We start from the raw sequence: 15,093 nt of genomic DNA, 5'->3' as shown, positions 1-15,093 counted from the left end.
TTCATGAAGAATTGGTTACAGGACAGTATATGACAGCGGTGTCGAGTGCCTATGCACAGCGCTTAGTAATGACATTATTTTTAGTCTCATTTGGGATTTATCTGTTTCTTGCAACAGTGACCTATACGCCATTTGATCCGGGGTGGATGCATATCTCGAGTGATACGCAGACGGTTTCGAATGCCAGTGGGGTAGCGGGTGCCTGGATTGCAGACCTTTTGTTTGGCTTTCTCGGTTGGGCAAGTCTGCTGATCCCTGTCTATCTGTTTATGGAAGCAATTCAGGTCTGGTGGCCGCGCAGCTTCCTGAACCGGCCATTTCGCTATGCTGCGCAATTCTTCCTGTTACTGACCACCTCAGCGCTATTGTTTTTATTCTGGCAAGTTCCTGCTGATACGCTGGATAATTCTTCCGGCGGTATTATTGGCTATGAATTAGGTCAGAGTCTGGAACAACTGCTGACAGTCTATGGTGCAGCATTCTTCCTGCTGGTGCTTTGGGTGGTGTTATTTACTTTGGCTTTTGGGGTGAAGTGGAACAAGACCTGGAGCAGCCTCAAAGCAACCCCTGCTTATTTACAAGACCTGTTCTACCGCAATGTGCCTGAAGGCATGTCTGATTTTGACCGGACTGCACCTGTCGCCAAAAAAGAGCCAGTCATTAGTGCAAAAAAAGTAGCGGTTGCAGTAACACCTGCGCCTGAGCATCAACTGGTAGAAATAGATCCGGTGGTGCGCGATCAGGTGGCTGAACGCTTATTTGATGATTTTGCCGATAAAGAATCACAACAACCGCAGTTTTATGAGGATATTCCTGAGGCTGAGCAGCAGGCTCCTGAGCCAGTCGAGACATTTAAGCAAGTACAGCAAGTGCCTCAACAGCCGGATCGTGTGGTAGCGACAGGCGAGGTGTGGCGTGCCTTACATTCAAATGAAGATCAGCGCCATAAACAGGATATTGATGCCTTACTCAAAGCAGCCGAAGAAGAACAGCTTAATTCTCCAGTCTCACATATAACCGCTCCTCAACCTGTTTCAGCACAGACTCATGCTCACACCAGAACCGCATCGGCTCCACATACAGGCCTGGACTGGGATGATGATGAAATCTTTGATGAACTTCTGGCTGCAGTTCCGCAAGGCAAAACTGCGACAGATGTGCATAGCCCATTCAATACCGCGCCGCCTGAAAAAACGTCAAGAATTGTAGAAGACATGACCAATGTTGCACCTGTCATGGCATCTATGACAACGGCACATGTCGTGAAAAATAGCGCATTACAGGCCGATCTGGATGACCTGGGTGATTTGCTGATTGAAGAAGAGCCAAGCCAGCCGGTACGCAGCTCTAGCTATGCCCAGTCTTCTGCTTTTGTTCAGGCCCCGATTCAGCATCAGGGTATAGAGCAACCAGCATCTCCTCCTTCTGCAACTCATGCAGCAGTACGCGAGGCTTTATCTAAAGAAGAATTTGTAGAAGCTTGGCAAGAAACGGCTGGTAAACCACATGATGAAGACGAGTTTGATTTTGATGCACCTTTAACCGATGCTTCAGGCCGTCCGATGTCACGTGCCATGCAGGTGGCAGAGCGCCGTAAAGATTTATCGCCGCTTCCAGGCCTGGATTTACTGGATGAGGTCGATCCTAATAAAAAAGTGAATTTTACCGAAGAGCAGCTGGCACGTTTATCTGAGCTGCTTGAAATCAAGTTGCAGGAATTCAACGTCAAAGCCAAGGTGGTAGAAGCACAGCCAGGCCCAGTCGTGACACGTTTTGAACTGGATCTGGCGCCAGGGGTAAAAGCCTCTAAAGTGACGAATATTTCGCGTGATCTGGCACGTTCGATGTCGATGGCATCAGTGCGTGTGGTTGAAGTCATTCCGGGCAAACCGTATATCGGAATTGAAGTACCAAACAGTACCCGTGAAATGGTCCGTTTGATCGAACTTTTGACCATTCCAGCCTTTACTGATCCGAATAGTATTCTCTCTATGGCAATGGGTAAGGATATTTCCGGTAATCCGGTGATTGCTGATCTGGGGAAAGCGCCGCATATGCTGGTGGCAGGGACCACAGGTTCGGGTAAATCAGTGGCGGTCAACTCGATGATTCTATCGATGTTGCTGAAATATACCCCAGATGAATTGCGTCTTATTCTGATCGATCCGAAGCAGCTAGAACTGGCGAACTATAATGATATTCCACATTTGTTGACGCCTGTAGTTACCGATATGAAAGATGCGGTCAGCGCATTGAACTGGTGTGTCAATGAAATGGAACGTCGTTATAAACTGATGTCTTTCCTGAAAATCCGTAAACTGAGCGACTATAACCGCAAGGTGGAAGAGGCAATTGCCAATGGTGAAGACCTGATCGATCCAACCTGGAAAGCCAGCGATTCTGTTGTCGGTGAACGTGCGCCGCGGTTAACACCGTTGCCTTCTATTGTGATTGTCGCGGATGAATTCGCGGATATGATCATGCAGGTCGGTAAAAAAGCCGAAGAAATGATTACCCGTCTGGCACAAAAATCACGTGCGGCCGGTATTCACCTGTTGCTTGCGACCCAGCGTCCATCAGTAGATGTGATCACCGGTCTGATCAAAGCCAATATTCCAACGCGTGTCGCGCTACGTGTGAACTCCAAGATCGATTCGCGTACCATTCTGGATGCAGGTGGTGCAGAAGACTTGCTCGGTCATGGTGACATGCTATTCCTCGGCCCGGGTAAAATTGAACCTGAGCGTGTACATGGTGCGTTTATTGCCGATGATGAAGTCAACCGGATCTGTGATGCATGGCGTGAACGTGGTTCACCAAATTATGTCGAAGAGATCCTGACACCATTTGATGAAGAACCATCCAGCCGTGGTTTTGAAGATGGTGGCGACGGTGGATCAGACCGTGATGCGCTGTATGACCAGTGTGTAGCTTTTGTCTTGGAAACCCGGAAGGCTTCCACTTCATCCTTACAACGAAAATTCAGTTTGGGCTATAACCGTGCTGCACGGATCATTGACCAGATGGAAGAAAATGGCATTGTCAGCGGCATGGGTGCCAACGGCAAACGCGAGATTCTGGTTTAGTTTCAGTGTATCTTCAATAAAAAAGCCTGCTTTCAAAGCAGGCTTTTTTATGTATTTTTGACTCAGGCAAATTTTGCCAATACATCCAGAAATTCGGCACTTTGACGCGGGAAAGTGGCAATCACGTCATGAATCCGTTGTCCTTCCGGATTGGTTGCATTGACATCACGGCCATCAGCGACAAATTTCGTCAACAGGCGTTCATAATCGAATGGACGCATATGCTTGAAAGCATGATAGAGTACGTGAAAATCAGCATTAACACCTGCAGGAGGAAGCTGATTTAAATAGGCAAATACACGCTCATCTGACCATTCTTCGTTAAAGGTCGCTGGTTGAGATAATGCCATCGCAATTTCCTTGATCTAATGTAGTTTTTTCGGCATGAAAAAAGGCAAAATATGAGACTAGATTAGCAAAGCACTGCTTTGCCTAGTCGCAAGACTTGAAGCTATGCTTCAAGTGTGCGGAATATAGCTAAACTACTATTTCTACCACTCTCATATTTTGCCTTGAATCAATTTACTTGACCAATCAAAAATCAGATTATCGTTCTTCAGGTAAATTGATATTCATTTCAAGCATTTCAATATTGGCTTCAGAACGAACCTGCATTTGAATATGCTGTTCATCGACACCACGAACATAACGATTGACCACTTGCATGATTTCAGTCTTCATCTGGTCAATTTTGTCCTGGCTCAAGCGACGACCCAAGCCTTGTTCGGATGCAACGATCACCTTCAAACGGTCTTTAGCAGTCCGTGCGCTTGATGGCTTCTCCTCACCACTAAAAAGTTTACTCCAGAATCCTGCCATGTCTACGCTCCAAATAGTCGTGCTAACCAGCCCTTAGGTTTTACCTCAATATGACGGTAAGGACGCTCTTCACCAAGGAAACGCGCCACCAGGTCATCATAAGCCTGACCCGCTGAAGCCTCAGTGAAAAGAATCACTGGCTTACCTTCGTTTGATGCTTGTAAAACGCTTGGACACTCAGGAATAACACCTAGGGTCGGTACACGTAAAATATCCTTAGAAATATCGTCAATCGTCAGCATTTCCTGTTTATCGGCACGTTCCGGATTGAAACGGGTAATACACAGATGCTTACGGATGCGACCTTCGTTTTGTTCTACTTTTTTTGTTTTGCTATCGAGCATACCAATGATACGGTCAGAGTCACGGACTGAAGAAATTTCAGGGTTGGTCACAATGATCGCTTCATCCGCATGGTACATGGCCAGAATGGCACCACGCTCGATACCGGCAGGTGAATCACAAATAATATAGTCAAATTCCTGCGAAAGCTCATCCATTACACGTGCTACACCCTCATCGGTTAAGGCATCTTTATCACGTGTTTGGGAAGCAGGTAAAATATATAAATTCTCAATATCTTTATCGCGAATCAGTGCTTGTTGTAATCGTGCTTCGTTATTTAAAACATTCACAAAATCATAAACTACACGGCGTTCACAGCCCATAATCAAATCAAGGTTACGTAAACCTACATCAAAATCAATAACAACAGTTTTGTGACCACGTAGGGCTAAACCTGTTGCAAAAGATGCACTTGTTGTAGTTTTACCTACACCACCTTTGCCTGATGTTACGACAACAATTTTCGCCACCGAATCCACTCCTGTTATGGTTCAAATCCCCTGTTTAAAATGGGGTTTTTGGTGTTTATTTATACATTAAAATTGTAGAGCTTCAAATACAAGCTCTTGTTGATCATTCAAGTAAATATGCACTGATTTTTTGACCACATGCGGAGGAATGTCATCCGCTACGCAATAGGTGCCTGCGATCGAAATCAGTTCTGCTTCGAGGCTATGACAGAAAATGCGTGCTGCAGTATTGCCACCCGCACCCGCAATGACCCGACCACGTGCGCTGCCATAAACATGAATATTGCCTGAAGCAATCACTTCTGAGCCACTGTTGATACCGGCATTAATAATAATGTCGCCATTATGCTGCACGATACATTGGCCGGTACGCAGGATTTCATCATGATATGAGGTGATATGCGCGACGATCGGAGCAGCAGGTGCTTGATTATCATTCACCGCTGTAGGTTCTGGTTTAACTTCCACGACCTGTTCTTTGGTGGCTTTAATTTCTTCTAACTGGCGATCAGGTGGCAGTACCGGGAACTGAATGGCACGTGCCTGATCTCCAAGTAAGCCTTCAGTAACAGCCATAGGCTGTACATCCAGACTGATTAATAGTTGAATCAGCGCAATGAGTTCCTGTTCAACTGAACTTTCAATGACTGCCAAAGTGCCGGGTGGAAATGCTGCTTGTAATTTTGGGCTAAGTTGCTGGCGGATTGCATCATGATCATTGGTATCTAGGCTAATGCGTATCGCATTGACCATTCTGCCTTTTATCCGTATATCAGCCATAATTCTTCCTTAAATACTTCTGACGTGCTGGTTTTGTGTCGAAGCAATGTTGTAAATAGTGCAAATCCTAGAACAAATTGCAGTAATTCTCTAGCGATCTCAGTTATTTTTTTATGCGAACAGAACCGGACGGATTGATCTGATTCTGTACTTTAAACTTTACTTATCTATTGAGCTCTGATTTTGCTCATGTTCTTCTAAAATCTGTTGCCACTGTTTGACTTTTACCTGTTTTCGGATTGCTTCAAGTGTTTCAAAAACAGCCGATTCGACCAATTTATCAATATGTGGATTATGTTCAATCTGAATCTGGCTGATTTTATCTGAAATTAGGGTAAAAGTCGGATTTTCTTTTTGACCTGTGTGGGTAAATGGTTCAATCAGTCCTTGCGTGATATTTTCTCCGAGGCGTTGACCAATACTTTGAATTTGCTGTTCAATCCGGCTACCTACGATTGGAATCAAACGTAATAATTGGGTCAGTTCTGGAGTATCTTCAATCGCCTGATTCACTACTTGCCCTACATTTTTAGCGATCATGGAACGTTGTGACTGTAATTCCCTACCTAAAGACTCCTGCAAGATATCTGCCAAGGCAATGGCCAGTAATTTACGGTGATGTTCCACTAAATCATCAATTAACTGTTTATGTGATGTACTTGTGGTCAGTTCACGCTTGATGCTGTCCAGTACGGTCAGTACCACCCGGCTGGAAAGCTCTTCCATCAGCATGTTGTAATAAAAGTTGCCTTGGCGATACCAGCGATTGGGAATTACTTTATAACCATGGCTATGCAGGTTGTAGCCAATCGCGACCGCACGCAGCAGGCGCAGGAAACGTAGCTGAGGGATAATGGATAAAATTTCATACCAGTGCACAAAAGGGAAGAACCACCAGCGTCGATGATGACGCAGGACAATTGCGATAACCCAGCGGGCCAGTAATTCACAGACCAAGAAGGTGGTAAACCAGCCCTCGGTAATGATGACCCAAGGGCGTAAATCACTTTTATAAAACTGCAACACTTCGGGTAAACGAATGAAGTCAAACAACCACTGACCAAAATCGCTCATTAAAATGGCGTTGGCACTGAGACAGAACAGGTTGATGACGATCAAAACCATCATGAAAATGTCGTAAATCAGTGCAATTTTCCAGCCCCAGGTTCCTTTACGAACAAATTTAAATGAGCTGGACGTAATGTCCGGGTTGTCGTTCTTCATAATTACTCGGTTACAGATCCGACCGGGGCTTGGGCAAAGTTCTGCTGCATTTGTGCGATGAGCTGATCTTTTTCAGTCCAGATTTGATCAATCCATTTTTGAAAACGTGCACGATATTCAGAATCATCTTCATAATTGCCGCCCAGTACCCAGTCAGGAATATCAATTTTTCTTAAATTTACCGCAATACGTGGCACTTCACCTAACCAAAATTCACCATAGCCCGGAATACCGTCGGGATAAACAATGGTCATGTCGACCAGCGCATCAATTTCATCGCCGAGAATACTCAGTGCCAATGCCAGACCACCGGCTTTAGGTTTCAGTAAATGTGTATAGGGAGACTGCTGCTGATCATGCTTTTCTTGGGTAAAACGCGTGCCTTCCAGATAATTTAACAGGGTAAAAGGCTGACTGATCAGCTGTTCACAAGATTTGCGTGCTTCTTCCATATCCCGGTATTTCAGCGCAGGATTCTTGGCGATCTGTTCCTTGCTATGCCGCTTCATCATCGGGAAGCCTAAGATTTTAAAGGCCTGACCCACAAAAGGAATAAAAATAAGTTCCCATTTGGTAAAGAAGCGCGTCAGGGGCATACGGGTCAGACCGAAGTATTGATTGACAGTAGTATCGACCCAGCTTTGATGATTACAGGTCATCAAATAACGGCCCTGCATATTCAAATCCAGTGATTCATCTACGCTGATTTGCCATTGCGTGTTTTTCAGCACATGCTCAATCAGCCAGTTATTGACCCCTAACCAGCTGTTGGTAATCTTGATATTGGTTTCATCCACTTTTGCGGATTTTTTAAAAATTTTGGTTAAACCCAAGGCCAGCACCGGGGGGCCATGAAAAAAAGTACTGCCAGTCATGACTGAAGTGACCGTCAGGCCACGTGCCAGTTTTTTTAAAGTCGGTTGCTTATTGCTATTCGATGACATATCCAAACAGTCCCCACAGATTAATCACTTAAATTTTTTCATATTTTGAGTAATATAGAGACAGTTAGGCAAATAAAAAAGCCTAAACAGGAAACTATGAAGATATTGTGACGAACTACTTGGTTTTAGTTACATATAAACATTACAAAATATTACTAAACGATTTATTATTAACAAAAATTCAATGGTTAGCCCATTCAATTTAAATCATTATCTCGCTTAACAACAAAGCATACAACAAGGAGTCATGCGATGCGTGCACTAGTCATTTCAGCAGCTGTAGCAGGGGCCGTAGCACTTACAGGTTGTCAATCAACTGGTAATAACATCGGTGGTGTGGAATATGATAAAGCGGCTCTAGGTACTTTAATTGGTGCTGCAGCTGGCTACGGCGTTTCTAAAAGTAATGCAAATACTAGCCGTCAAAACAACCGTGCAGCAGCAATTGGTGCTGTTGTAGGTGGTGCAGCGGGTGTCTATCTGGATAACAAAGAGAAAAAATTACGTCAAGCAACGGCCGGTACTGGCGTAGACGTTAACCGTAATGCAGATGGTTCGATTAACCTTGTAATGCCAGGCAGCATTACATTTGATACGAACAAGTCAAATATCAAACCAAACTTCTATGGCACTTTGAACAAAGTGGCGCAAGTATTAACTGAAGATAACCAGAGCGGTATTCTTGTGACTGGTTATACAGATAGTACGGGTAATGACTCAATTAACTTGCCATTGTCTCAAGCACGCGCAAACTCTGTAGCGACTTACTTGGCAGGCCAAGGTGTTTCACGTACACGTATTAATGCTCAAGGTTTAGGTTCAGCGAACCCAATCGCAGATAACACAACTGCTGCGGGTAAAGAACAAAACCGTCGTGTAGAAATCGCGGTATATGCAGTTCAATAATTCTTGAACGCTTAAGAAAAAACCACCTTCGGGTGGTTTTTTTATATCTGAACATTGACCTGATTAATCGTATTTTAAATTAGGCAACTGACGCAGAGATGACTATAATCGGAGCCGAATCTAGAAGAGGAAGCCATATGTCACTCGCCAGTCAGTTAAATGACAAGCAACTTGAAGCCATGAAATACACTCAAGGACCCTTGTTAGTACTTGCAGGAGCGGGTTCAGGCAAGACTTCAGTGATCACGCGAAAAATCGCATATTTAGTCAAGCATTGCGGGATTCCTGCACATCGTATTACTGCGATGACCTTTACCAACAAAGCGGCACGTGAGATGAAAGAGCGTGTCAGCAAATTGTTGACGCGTGAAGAAAGTAAAGGGGTTTCAGTTTCGACCTTTCATACCTTTGGCCTGAATATGCTGCGCCTGGAGCTGAAACATACCCCACTGAAAAATAATTTCTCGATTCTGGATGCTGACGACTGTAAACGCATTCTGATGGATCTGATGCAGCGTGACAATTTATCCGGTGCAGAAAGCAAAGAACTGATCGCCAAAGCCATGAAAATGATTTCGGACTGGAAAAATGATCTGATTCCACCGGAGCAAGCCCATACCACCTGTGAAACTGCCGAAGATGTACAGTTCGCGCATTTATATCAGCTTTATGAACGTAATTTGCGCGCTTATAACGCCGTGGATTTTGATGACCTGATTGTGATGCCAACGCGCTTGCTGCAGGAAAATGCCGAAGTCCGTGACAAATGGCAAAATCGTGTGCGTTATCTGCTGGTCGATGAATATCAGGATACCAATACGGCGCAGTATATTCTGGTAAAATTACTGGTTGGCGTGATGGGACAGTTCACCGCCGTAGGAGATGATGACCAGTCGATTTATGCCTGGCGTGGGGCTAAACCGGAAAATATGGCTTTGTTGCAGCAGGATTTTCCTAATCTGAAAGTGATCAAGCTGGAACAGAACTATCGTTCGACCAGTCGTATTCTGAAAGCAGCGAATACGGTGATTGGCAATAATCCGCATATTTTTGATAAAAAGCTCTGGTCGGACAAAGGCCATGGTGAAGTGATTCGTGTGATTACCTGCCGCAATGATGATGATGAAGCAGAACGCGTGGTTAAAGACCTAATCACACATAAATTAATGAATGGTAAAAGCTGGAAAGATTATGCAGTGTTGTACCGCGGCAATTTCCAGGCGCGTATTTTGGAAACCCATTTACGTCAGATGCAGATTCCGTATAAATTGTCTGGTGGACAGTCCTTCTTCGCGCGTGCTGAAATCAAGGACATGATGAGCTATTTACGCCTGATCATTAACCCTGAAGATGACAGTGCATTTTTACGAATTATCAATACGCCAAAACGGGCGATTGGTCCGGTAACGCTGGAAAAGCTCGGCTTATTTGCTCAGGAAAATAATCTGTCACTTCTGGCTGCGGCAGCGGATCAGCGTCTGACTATGGCGATTCCGAAAAAGGCCACCACCCAATTGGCTGAATTTGCCGATTTTATTGAGGGCTTTACCCGCAATTTACTGGATGATGATGAACCAGTCCCGATCATCCGCCAGATGATGATTGAAGCTGGTTATATCGATTACATCAAGGAAACTGCAGCCACGCCAGCACAAGAAAAAACCAAGCTCGACAATATCGAAGTGCTCTACAGCAGTATTCAGAGCCTGATTAACCGCGCTGAAGATGTCGACGAAAAAAATATTGAAAGTGTGATTCGTAAAATGGTGTTGCTGGATATGCTGGAGCAGCAACAGGAAGAAGAAGACACCGATAAAGTCAACTTATTGACCTTGCATGCGTCCAAAGGTCTTGAGTTTCCTTATGTCTATTTAATTGGGCTGGAAGAAGAAATTCTGCCGCATAAAAATTCGATCGCTGCGGAAACCGTCGAAGAGGAACGCCGTCTGATGTATGTGGGGATTACCCGTGCACGTCAGGGCTTGACCATTACTTTGGCAGAACAACGCAAGGCGGGCGGGCAGATGAAGCAAATGACCCCAAGCCGTTTCCTGGATGAATTACCAGAAGATGAGCTGGAATGGTTAGGTCGTAAGAAAAAGCTGGCAGGCAACATCGATCCGAAATTACAAGCCCAACATTATCTGGATAATTTGCGTAATCTTATCAAACGATAAGGCGCAAGGCTTGCTCTTATTTTAAATGAAACAACAGGAATGAATACATGAAAGTTCAGGTGAAAGTCCTTGACTCGCGTCTTGGTCAGGAATGGCCATTACCGACTTATGCTACGACAGGTTCAGCGGGGCTGGATTTGCGTGCGTGTGTTACAGAAACTACGATCATTGAACCAGGCCAGACTGTTTTGGTAAAAACTGGTTTAGCAATCTATATTGAAGATCCTGCATTTGCTGGTCTGATTTTGCCACGTTCGGGTTTGGGGCATAAACACGGGATCGTGTTGGGTAACCTGGTGGGTTTAATCGATTCTGATTATCAGGGTGAATTGATGGTATCTGTGTGGAATCGTAGCCAGACGGCTTTCAGCTTAGAGCCAGGTGAACGTTTGGCGCAGTATGTCTTGGTTCCTGTGATGCAGGCTGAATTCGATCTGGTGAATGAATTCGAAGCCACTGAACGCGGTGTTGGCGGTTTTGGTCATACGGGTAAAAACTAAGTTTTAATCGTGACTTACATTCATTAACTGGATGTAAGTCATTTTTAGTTGATTAGATTCAATATTAAAAAAATGAGTGGGTTGAAATATATTTAAAAATAAAACCTTATTTTCTGGCCAAATAGAGTTCTTTAAATCTAAAATTGATGTAGTGATCAAATATCTAATCAGATGAAACTCAAAATAAATATAATTAAATAATCATTATTTAATTACAAGAACCTTATAATTTAGGACTTACGCACTGTTATTTATAGACTCTCTGTGGTAGCAGATGATTTTTATCGAGAATAAAGTCATCAATGAAGTTTTTGATAATTGGTCTAAATAATTTCTTCTGCCAACGATATACATTTTCAAAGATCCGCTCAAACTGGTTCTTTTGTATCTCAACGTAGGCCATCAAGGCTGAAAAAATATGATTCAAAATCAGTTTAGACCGTCTTACCTGAAACTTTTCAATATGACAAACCTGTTTAATCACCCGGTGATATTGTTCTATTTTCCAATGACTTGAATGTAATTCATGAAAACCCTCAAAGGATAATAAATCATCTTCATCTTGATACACAATATAAAACCTCTGCTGTTCTTTTAACTGAGTCTTAAATAATTGTACAAAGCCAAAATCTTTGAGCCAGACCACTTGACCCTGATGGAAATTTGGCAATAAACGCAGTTGAAACCATTGTCCTTTTTCAGGGGAAACCTTACGGTTACAGTCGATACCAAACATAAATCGAATACCATGTTTTCTTATGGTTTTTAGATTTCCAGTCGATGAATACCAACTATCACCTGAAATAAATTGAATCTTTGCACCCCAACTAAGTACTTCACTTAACATATCCATAAAGTAATCATTCTTGGTTTTACTTTCAGATTTGTCATAAATTCGGAAATTAATTGGAATATTTTGACCATTTTGATCTGTCGCATACAAGGTAATGAGATTAATACCCTTGACGGATCGGTGGTGTTTGCCTGACCAAAAATAGCTAACCAAGTCCATATGTTGACTATATGGTTTATCTAAAACAGTATCATCAATACTGACTATAAGCTTATTATTATCAATATGTTGAATTGCTTCTTGATATAGGTCGTGAGGTGTGTAGTCTTCACGCTCTAGAAAGCGATTTACACTATCATGCGAGATATTATAAGTCTCGGCAAGTTGTGTGCAGCTAATAGAGTTCGGTTCTGTCATGAGAAAGCCCATATAAATGGGTAATGTACAAGTTGCTGTAGAAGCATGTTTAGTTCGTCTGATCACAGATACGTTATAAACTATTGTAATACTTTTTTGAATCCGTCAATGCGTAAGTCCTATAATTCTAAAGTTGTAGATTATATTTTTATAATTGATTGTTACATTGAAATCGTTTAAAAATAGCAGGTCTTAAAACAAAAACAAATGTTTAAAGTCATTATGATGAAATCATCATTTTAAATCTCCTTATTTTAACGAATAGTGAAAAGACAGTTTTATGGGATCTATGAATCATCCATTCCCCATGCATATCTTTCGTGCCTATGACATACGCGGTAAAGTCAGTCTATTAGGTGCCGGGATCATTGATGCAATTGCCCACGGTTTAGCCCAGCAGTATCAGGCTGCGGGACAGACACGTGTCGCCATTGGTTATGATGCACGCATCAGTAGTCCGGCTTTTGCCGACATCATTGCCCGTATTTTTAAAGACTATTCGCTGGAAGCCACTATTATAGGCTGTTGTTCCAGCCCGATGCTGTATTTCACCGCACGCCAGTTTGATGGCAATGGCATTATGGTCACCGCCAGTCATAATCCTAAAGAAGATAATGGGATTAAATGGATTATTGATGGTGAACCACCTTGTCCTGAGATGATTCAACAGGTGGCTCAACTGGCAAAGTCGCATTGCGATAGCCAGCTACTTGGTTTAGCCGAACTGCCGCATCAGATTATTCCAGAGTTTTGCCTGCAGTATCAGCAGGGAATATTAGAAGATATTCAATTAAAGCGCTCATTTAAAGTGATTCTGGATGGTCTGCATGGCTCCGCCGGACGTTGTGCCGACTTGGTACTCAGAAAAATGGGCTGTGAAGTGACTGCTTTACGTTGTGAGGCCAATGGACATTTTCCGGATCATGCGCCGGATCCTTCGCAAGACAAACATCTTGAGACTTTACGTCAAACCGTCATGCAACAGCAGGCTGATCTCGGTATTGCCTTGGACGGTGATGGAGATCGCCTGGTTCTGATTGATGAACATGGTCAGATTATTACTGCAGATCAGTTATTATGTCTGTTTGCCGAAATTTGTCTCAGTGATTCAGCACCATGCCAATTTGTTTATGATGTGAAATGTTCAACTCTAGTTCGAGATACAGTGCAACGTCTGGGCGGGGAACCGGTGATGATTCGTACTGGCAGTTCATTTCTCAGAACCTATCTGAACCAGTCTCAGCATCAGGCGATTTTTGGTGGGGAATATGCTGGACATTATGTCTTTAATGATGGTCGCGGCTGGGGCTATGATGATGGCCTCTATGCAGCGCTCAGAGTCATGGAATATCTCGACCAAACGGGACAAACTCTGGCACAGGCCTTGGCAGCTTATCCAAAACGACATGGTACTGAAGATCTTTATATTTCAACGCGCCAAGTGCGTCCAGTTGAGCTTTTAAACTTCGTTGAACAACAATCCGCAAGAATTCATGCGCAAATCAGTAAAATTGATGGGATACGTCTTGATTTTGAGGATGGTTTTGGCATCATTCGAGCATCCAATACAGGTGAGTATTTCACGGTGCGCTTTGATGCCAATAATGCCCAAGGTCTGAATGAAATTCGTCATCTGTTTGTAGCCATGTTGCGTGACCGTTACCCAGAGATCGCTCAAGACATTTTAGATGCTCAATAAGGAGAGGCGAATGCCAAATCAACAAACAGGCATCGACAAAGCACAGATTTTGACAGAAGCTTTGCCGTATATTCAACGCTTTGCGGGTAAAACCCTGGTGGTAAAATACGGCGGTAACGCGATGACCGATCCTGAGCTGGAAAGTTCATTTGCACGTGATATCGTATTATTAAAAACAGTCGGTATTAATCCGATCGTGGTACATGGTGGTGGCCCGCAAGTCGATTCCATGCTGAAACAGCTGGGCCGCGAATCAGACCGTATTGACGGCATGCGCGTGACTGATCCTGCGACCATGGAAGTAGTCGAGATGGTACTTGGCGGTAGCGTTAACAAATCTATCGTGAACCTGATTAACCAGCATGGTGGTCGTGCGATTGGTCTTACCGGTAAAGACGGCAACCTGATTCGTGCGCAAAAGCTGCTGATGGAAAAAGTGGCTGAAGATGGTTCGGTTCAGCAAATTGATCTGGGTCTGGTCGGTGAAGTTGTCGGTGTGAAAACCGATGTTCTGGAAATGTTCACCAATAGTGACTTTATTCCAGTCATTGCCCCGCTAGGCGTCGACGAAGAAGGCAATACCTATAATATCAATGCTGATTTGGTCGCTGGTAAAGTCGCTGAAGCCCTAGGTGCAGAAAAACTGATTCTACTCACCAATATCACCGGTGTCTTGGATGAAAATAAAAACCTGTTGACTGGTTTGACCACTCAAGAAGTCGATCGTCTGATCGAAACTGGCGTGATTTATGGCGGCATGATTCCAAAGGTCGGTTGTGCGCTGGATGCGGTAAAAGGCGGCGTCGTAAGTGCACATATCGTGGATGGCCGTGTACCTCATGCCAGCTTACTAGAAATTTTCACCGATCATGGTGTGGGCACCCTCATTACCAATCGTGCCAATCCGCATCGTTCTTAAGCCAATTTTTGCGA

Annotated in this window: 13 protein-coding genes; 6 read left to right on the top strand and 7 right to left on the bottom strand. The window is 43.8% G+C overall.

Translation table 11 applies throughout. From position 1 onward, the window contains the following. The first annotated feature begins 29 nt into the window (after positions 1 to 29). On the top strand, positions 30 to 3,086 hold the full coding sequence (locus H0S56_RS11000; RefSeq protein WP_195725065.1) for a DNA translocase FtsK: 3,057 nt from the start codon (positions 30 to 32) through the stop codon (positions 3,084 to 3,086). A 62-nt stretch (positions 3,087 to 3,148) separates the two neighbouring features. Here H0S56_RS11000 and H0S56_RS10995 read toward each other — a convergent pair whose 3' ends face one another. From H0S56_RS10995 to H0S56_RS10970, 6 genes are all read right to left on the bottom strand, one after another. Further along, positions 3,149 to 3,436 carry a PA4642 family protein gene (locus tag H0S56_RS10995; protein WP_004279254.1) on the bottom strand — a complete coding sequence of 96 codons (288 nt, stop codon included), beginning with the start codon at positions 3,434 to 3,436 and terminating at the stop codon, positions 3,149 to 3,151. A gap of 196 nt (positions 3,437 to 3,632) precedes the next feature. Further along, entirely contained in the window at positions 3,633 to 3,905 is a 273-nt protein-coding gene (gene minE, locus H0S56_RS10990) for a cell division topological specificity factor MinE (RefSeq protein ID WP_005104804.1), read from the bottom strand. Between the two features lie 2 nt (positions 3,906 to 3,907). After that, on the bottom strand, positions 3,908 to 4,720 hold the full coding sequence (gene minD / locus H0S56_RS10985) for a septum site-determining protein MinD (protein WP_004646120.1): 813 nt from the start codon (positions 4,718 to 4,720) through the stop codon (positions 3,908 to 3,910). Between the two features lie 66 nt (positions 4,721 to 4,786). Further along, complete coding sequence (gene minC, locus H0S56_RS10980) at positions 4,787 to 5,500, bottom strand: septum site-determining protein MinC (protein ID WP_195725064.1); 714 nt, start codon at positions 5,498 to 5,500, stop codon at positions 4,787 to 4,789. Between the two features lie 159 nt (positions 5,501 to 5,659). Further along, positions 5,660 to 6,724, bottom strand: a complete 1,065-nt coding sequence (locus H0S56_RS10975; RefSeq protein WP_195725063.1) for a preprotein translocase subunit SecA — start codon at positions 6,722 to 6,724, stop codon at positions 5,660 to 5,662. Positions 6,725 to 6,726: 2 nt separating this feature from the next. Beyond that, positions 6,727 to 7,668: an acyltransferase gene (locus tag H0S56_RS10970; protein ID WP_195725062.1), complete on the bottom strand. Its 942-nt coding sequence runs from the start codon at positions 7,666 to 7,668 to the stop codon at positions 6,727 to 6,729. A 252-nt stretch (positions 7,669 to 7,920) separates the two neighbouring features. Between H0S56_RS10970 and H0S56_RS10965 the strand changes: the two genes are divergently transcribed. The 3 genes from H0S56_RS10965 (at position 7,921) to dut (ending at position 11,251) form a co-directional block, all read left to right on the top strand. Beyond that, positions 7,921 to 8,574 carry an OmpA family protein gene (locus H0S56_RS10965; RefSeq protein ID WP_195725061.1) on the top strand — a complete coding sequence of 218 codons (654 nt, stop codon included), beginning with the start codon at positions 7,921 to 7,923 and terminating at the stop codon, positions 8,572 to 8,574. A gap of 137 nt (positions 8,575 to 8,711) precedes the next feature. Continuing rightward, positions 8,712 to 10,751, top strand: coding sequence for a UvrD-helicase domain-containing protein (locus H0S56_RS10960; RefSeq protein WP_004730583.1), 2,040 nt, complete (start codon positions 8,712 to 8,714; stop codon positions 10,749 to 10,751). A 47-nt stretch (positions 10,752 to 10,798) separates the two neighbouring features. Continuing rightward, the gene (gene dut, locus H0S56_RS10955; protein WP_195725060.1) at positions 10,799 to 11,251 is read left to right on the top strand and encodes a dUTP diphosphatase; all 453 of its coding nucleotides are present in this window, start codon (positions 10,799 to 10,801) and stop codon (positions 11,249 to 11,251) included. A 247-nt stretch (positions 11,252 to 11,498) separates the two neighbouring features. Here the strand turns inward: dut and H0S56_RS10950 are convergent, their stop codons facing one another. Continuing rightward, the gene (locus H0S56_RS10950; protein ID WP_082190861.1) at positions 11,499 to 12,527 is read right to left on the bottom strand and encodes an IS701 family transposase; all 1,029 of its coding nucleotides are present in this window, start codon (positions 12,525 to 12,527) and stop codon (positions 11,499 to 11,501) included. A gap of 214 nt (positions 12,528 to 12,741) precedes the next feature. On the opposite strand from H0S56_RS10950, the gene H0S56_RS10945 reads away from it, so the two are divergent. Together H0S56_RS10945 and argB are read left to right on the top strand one after the other, a co-directional pair. Then, positions 12,742 to 14,160 (top strand): phosphomannomutase/phosphoglucomutase, encoded by a 1,419-nt coding sequence (locus tag H0S56_RS10945; protein ID WP_195725059.1) that lies wholly within the window; start codon positions 12,742 to 12,744, stop codon positions 14,158 to 14,160. A gap of 10 nt (positions 14,161 to 14,170) precedes the next feature. Next, entirely contained in the window at positions 14,171 to 15,079 is a 909-nt protein-coding gene (argB, locus tag H0S56_RS10940; RefSeq protein ID WP_005104791.1) for an acetylglutamate kinase, read from the top strand. The last annotated feature ends 14 nt before the right edge of the window (positions 15,080 to 15,093 follow it).

Source organism: Acinetobacter lwoffii, assembly GCF_015602705.1.
Taxonomy (GTDB): Bacteria; Pseudomonadota; Gammaproteobacteria; order Pseudomonadales; family Moraxellaceae; genus Acinetobacter; species Acinetobacter lwoffii_E.
Note: the sequence above shows the minus strand (reverse complement) of the source record. Positions and strands in the feature narration are given on the sequence as shown.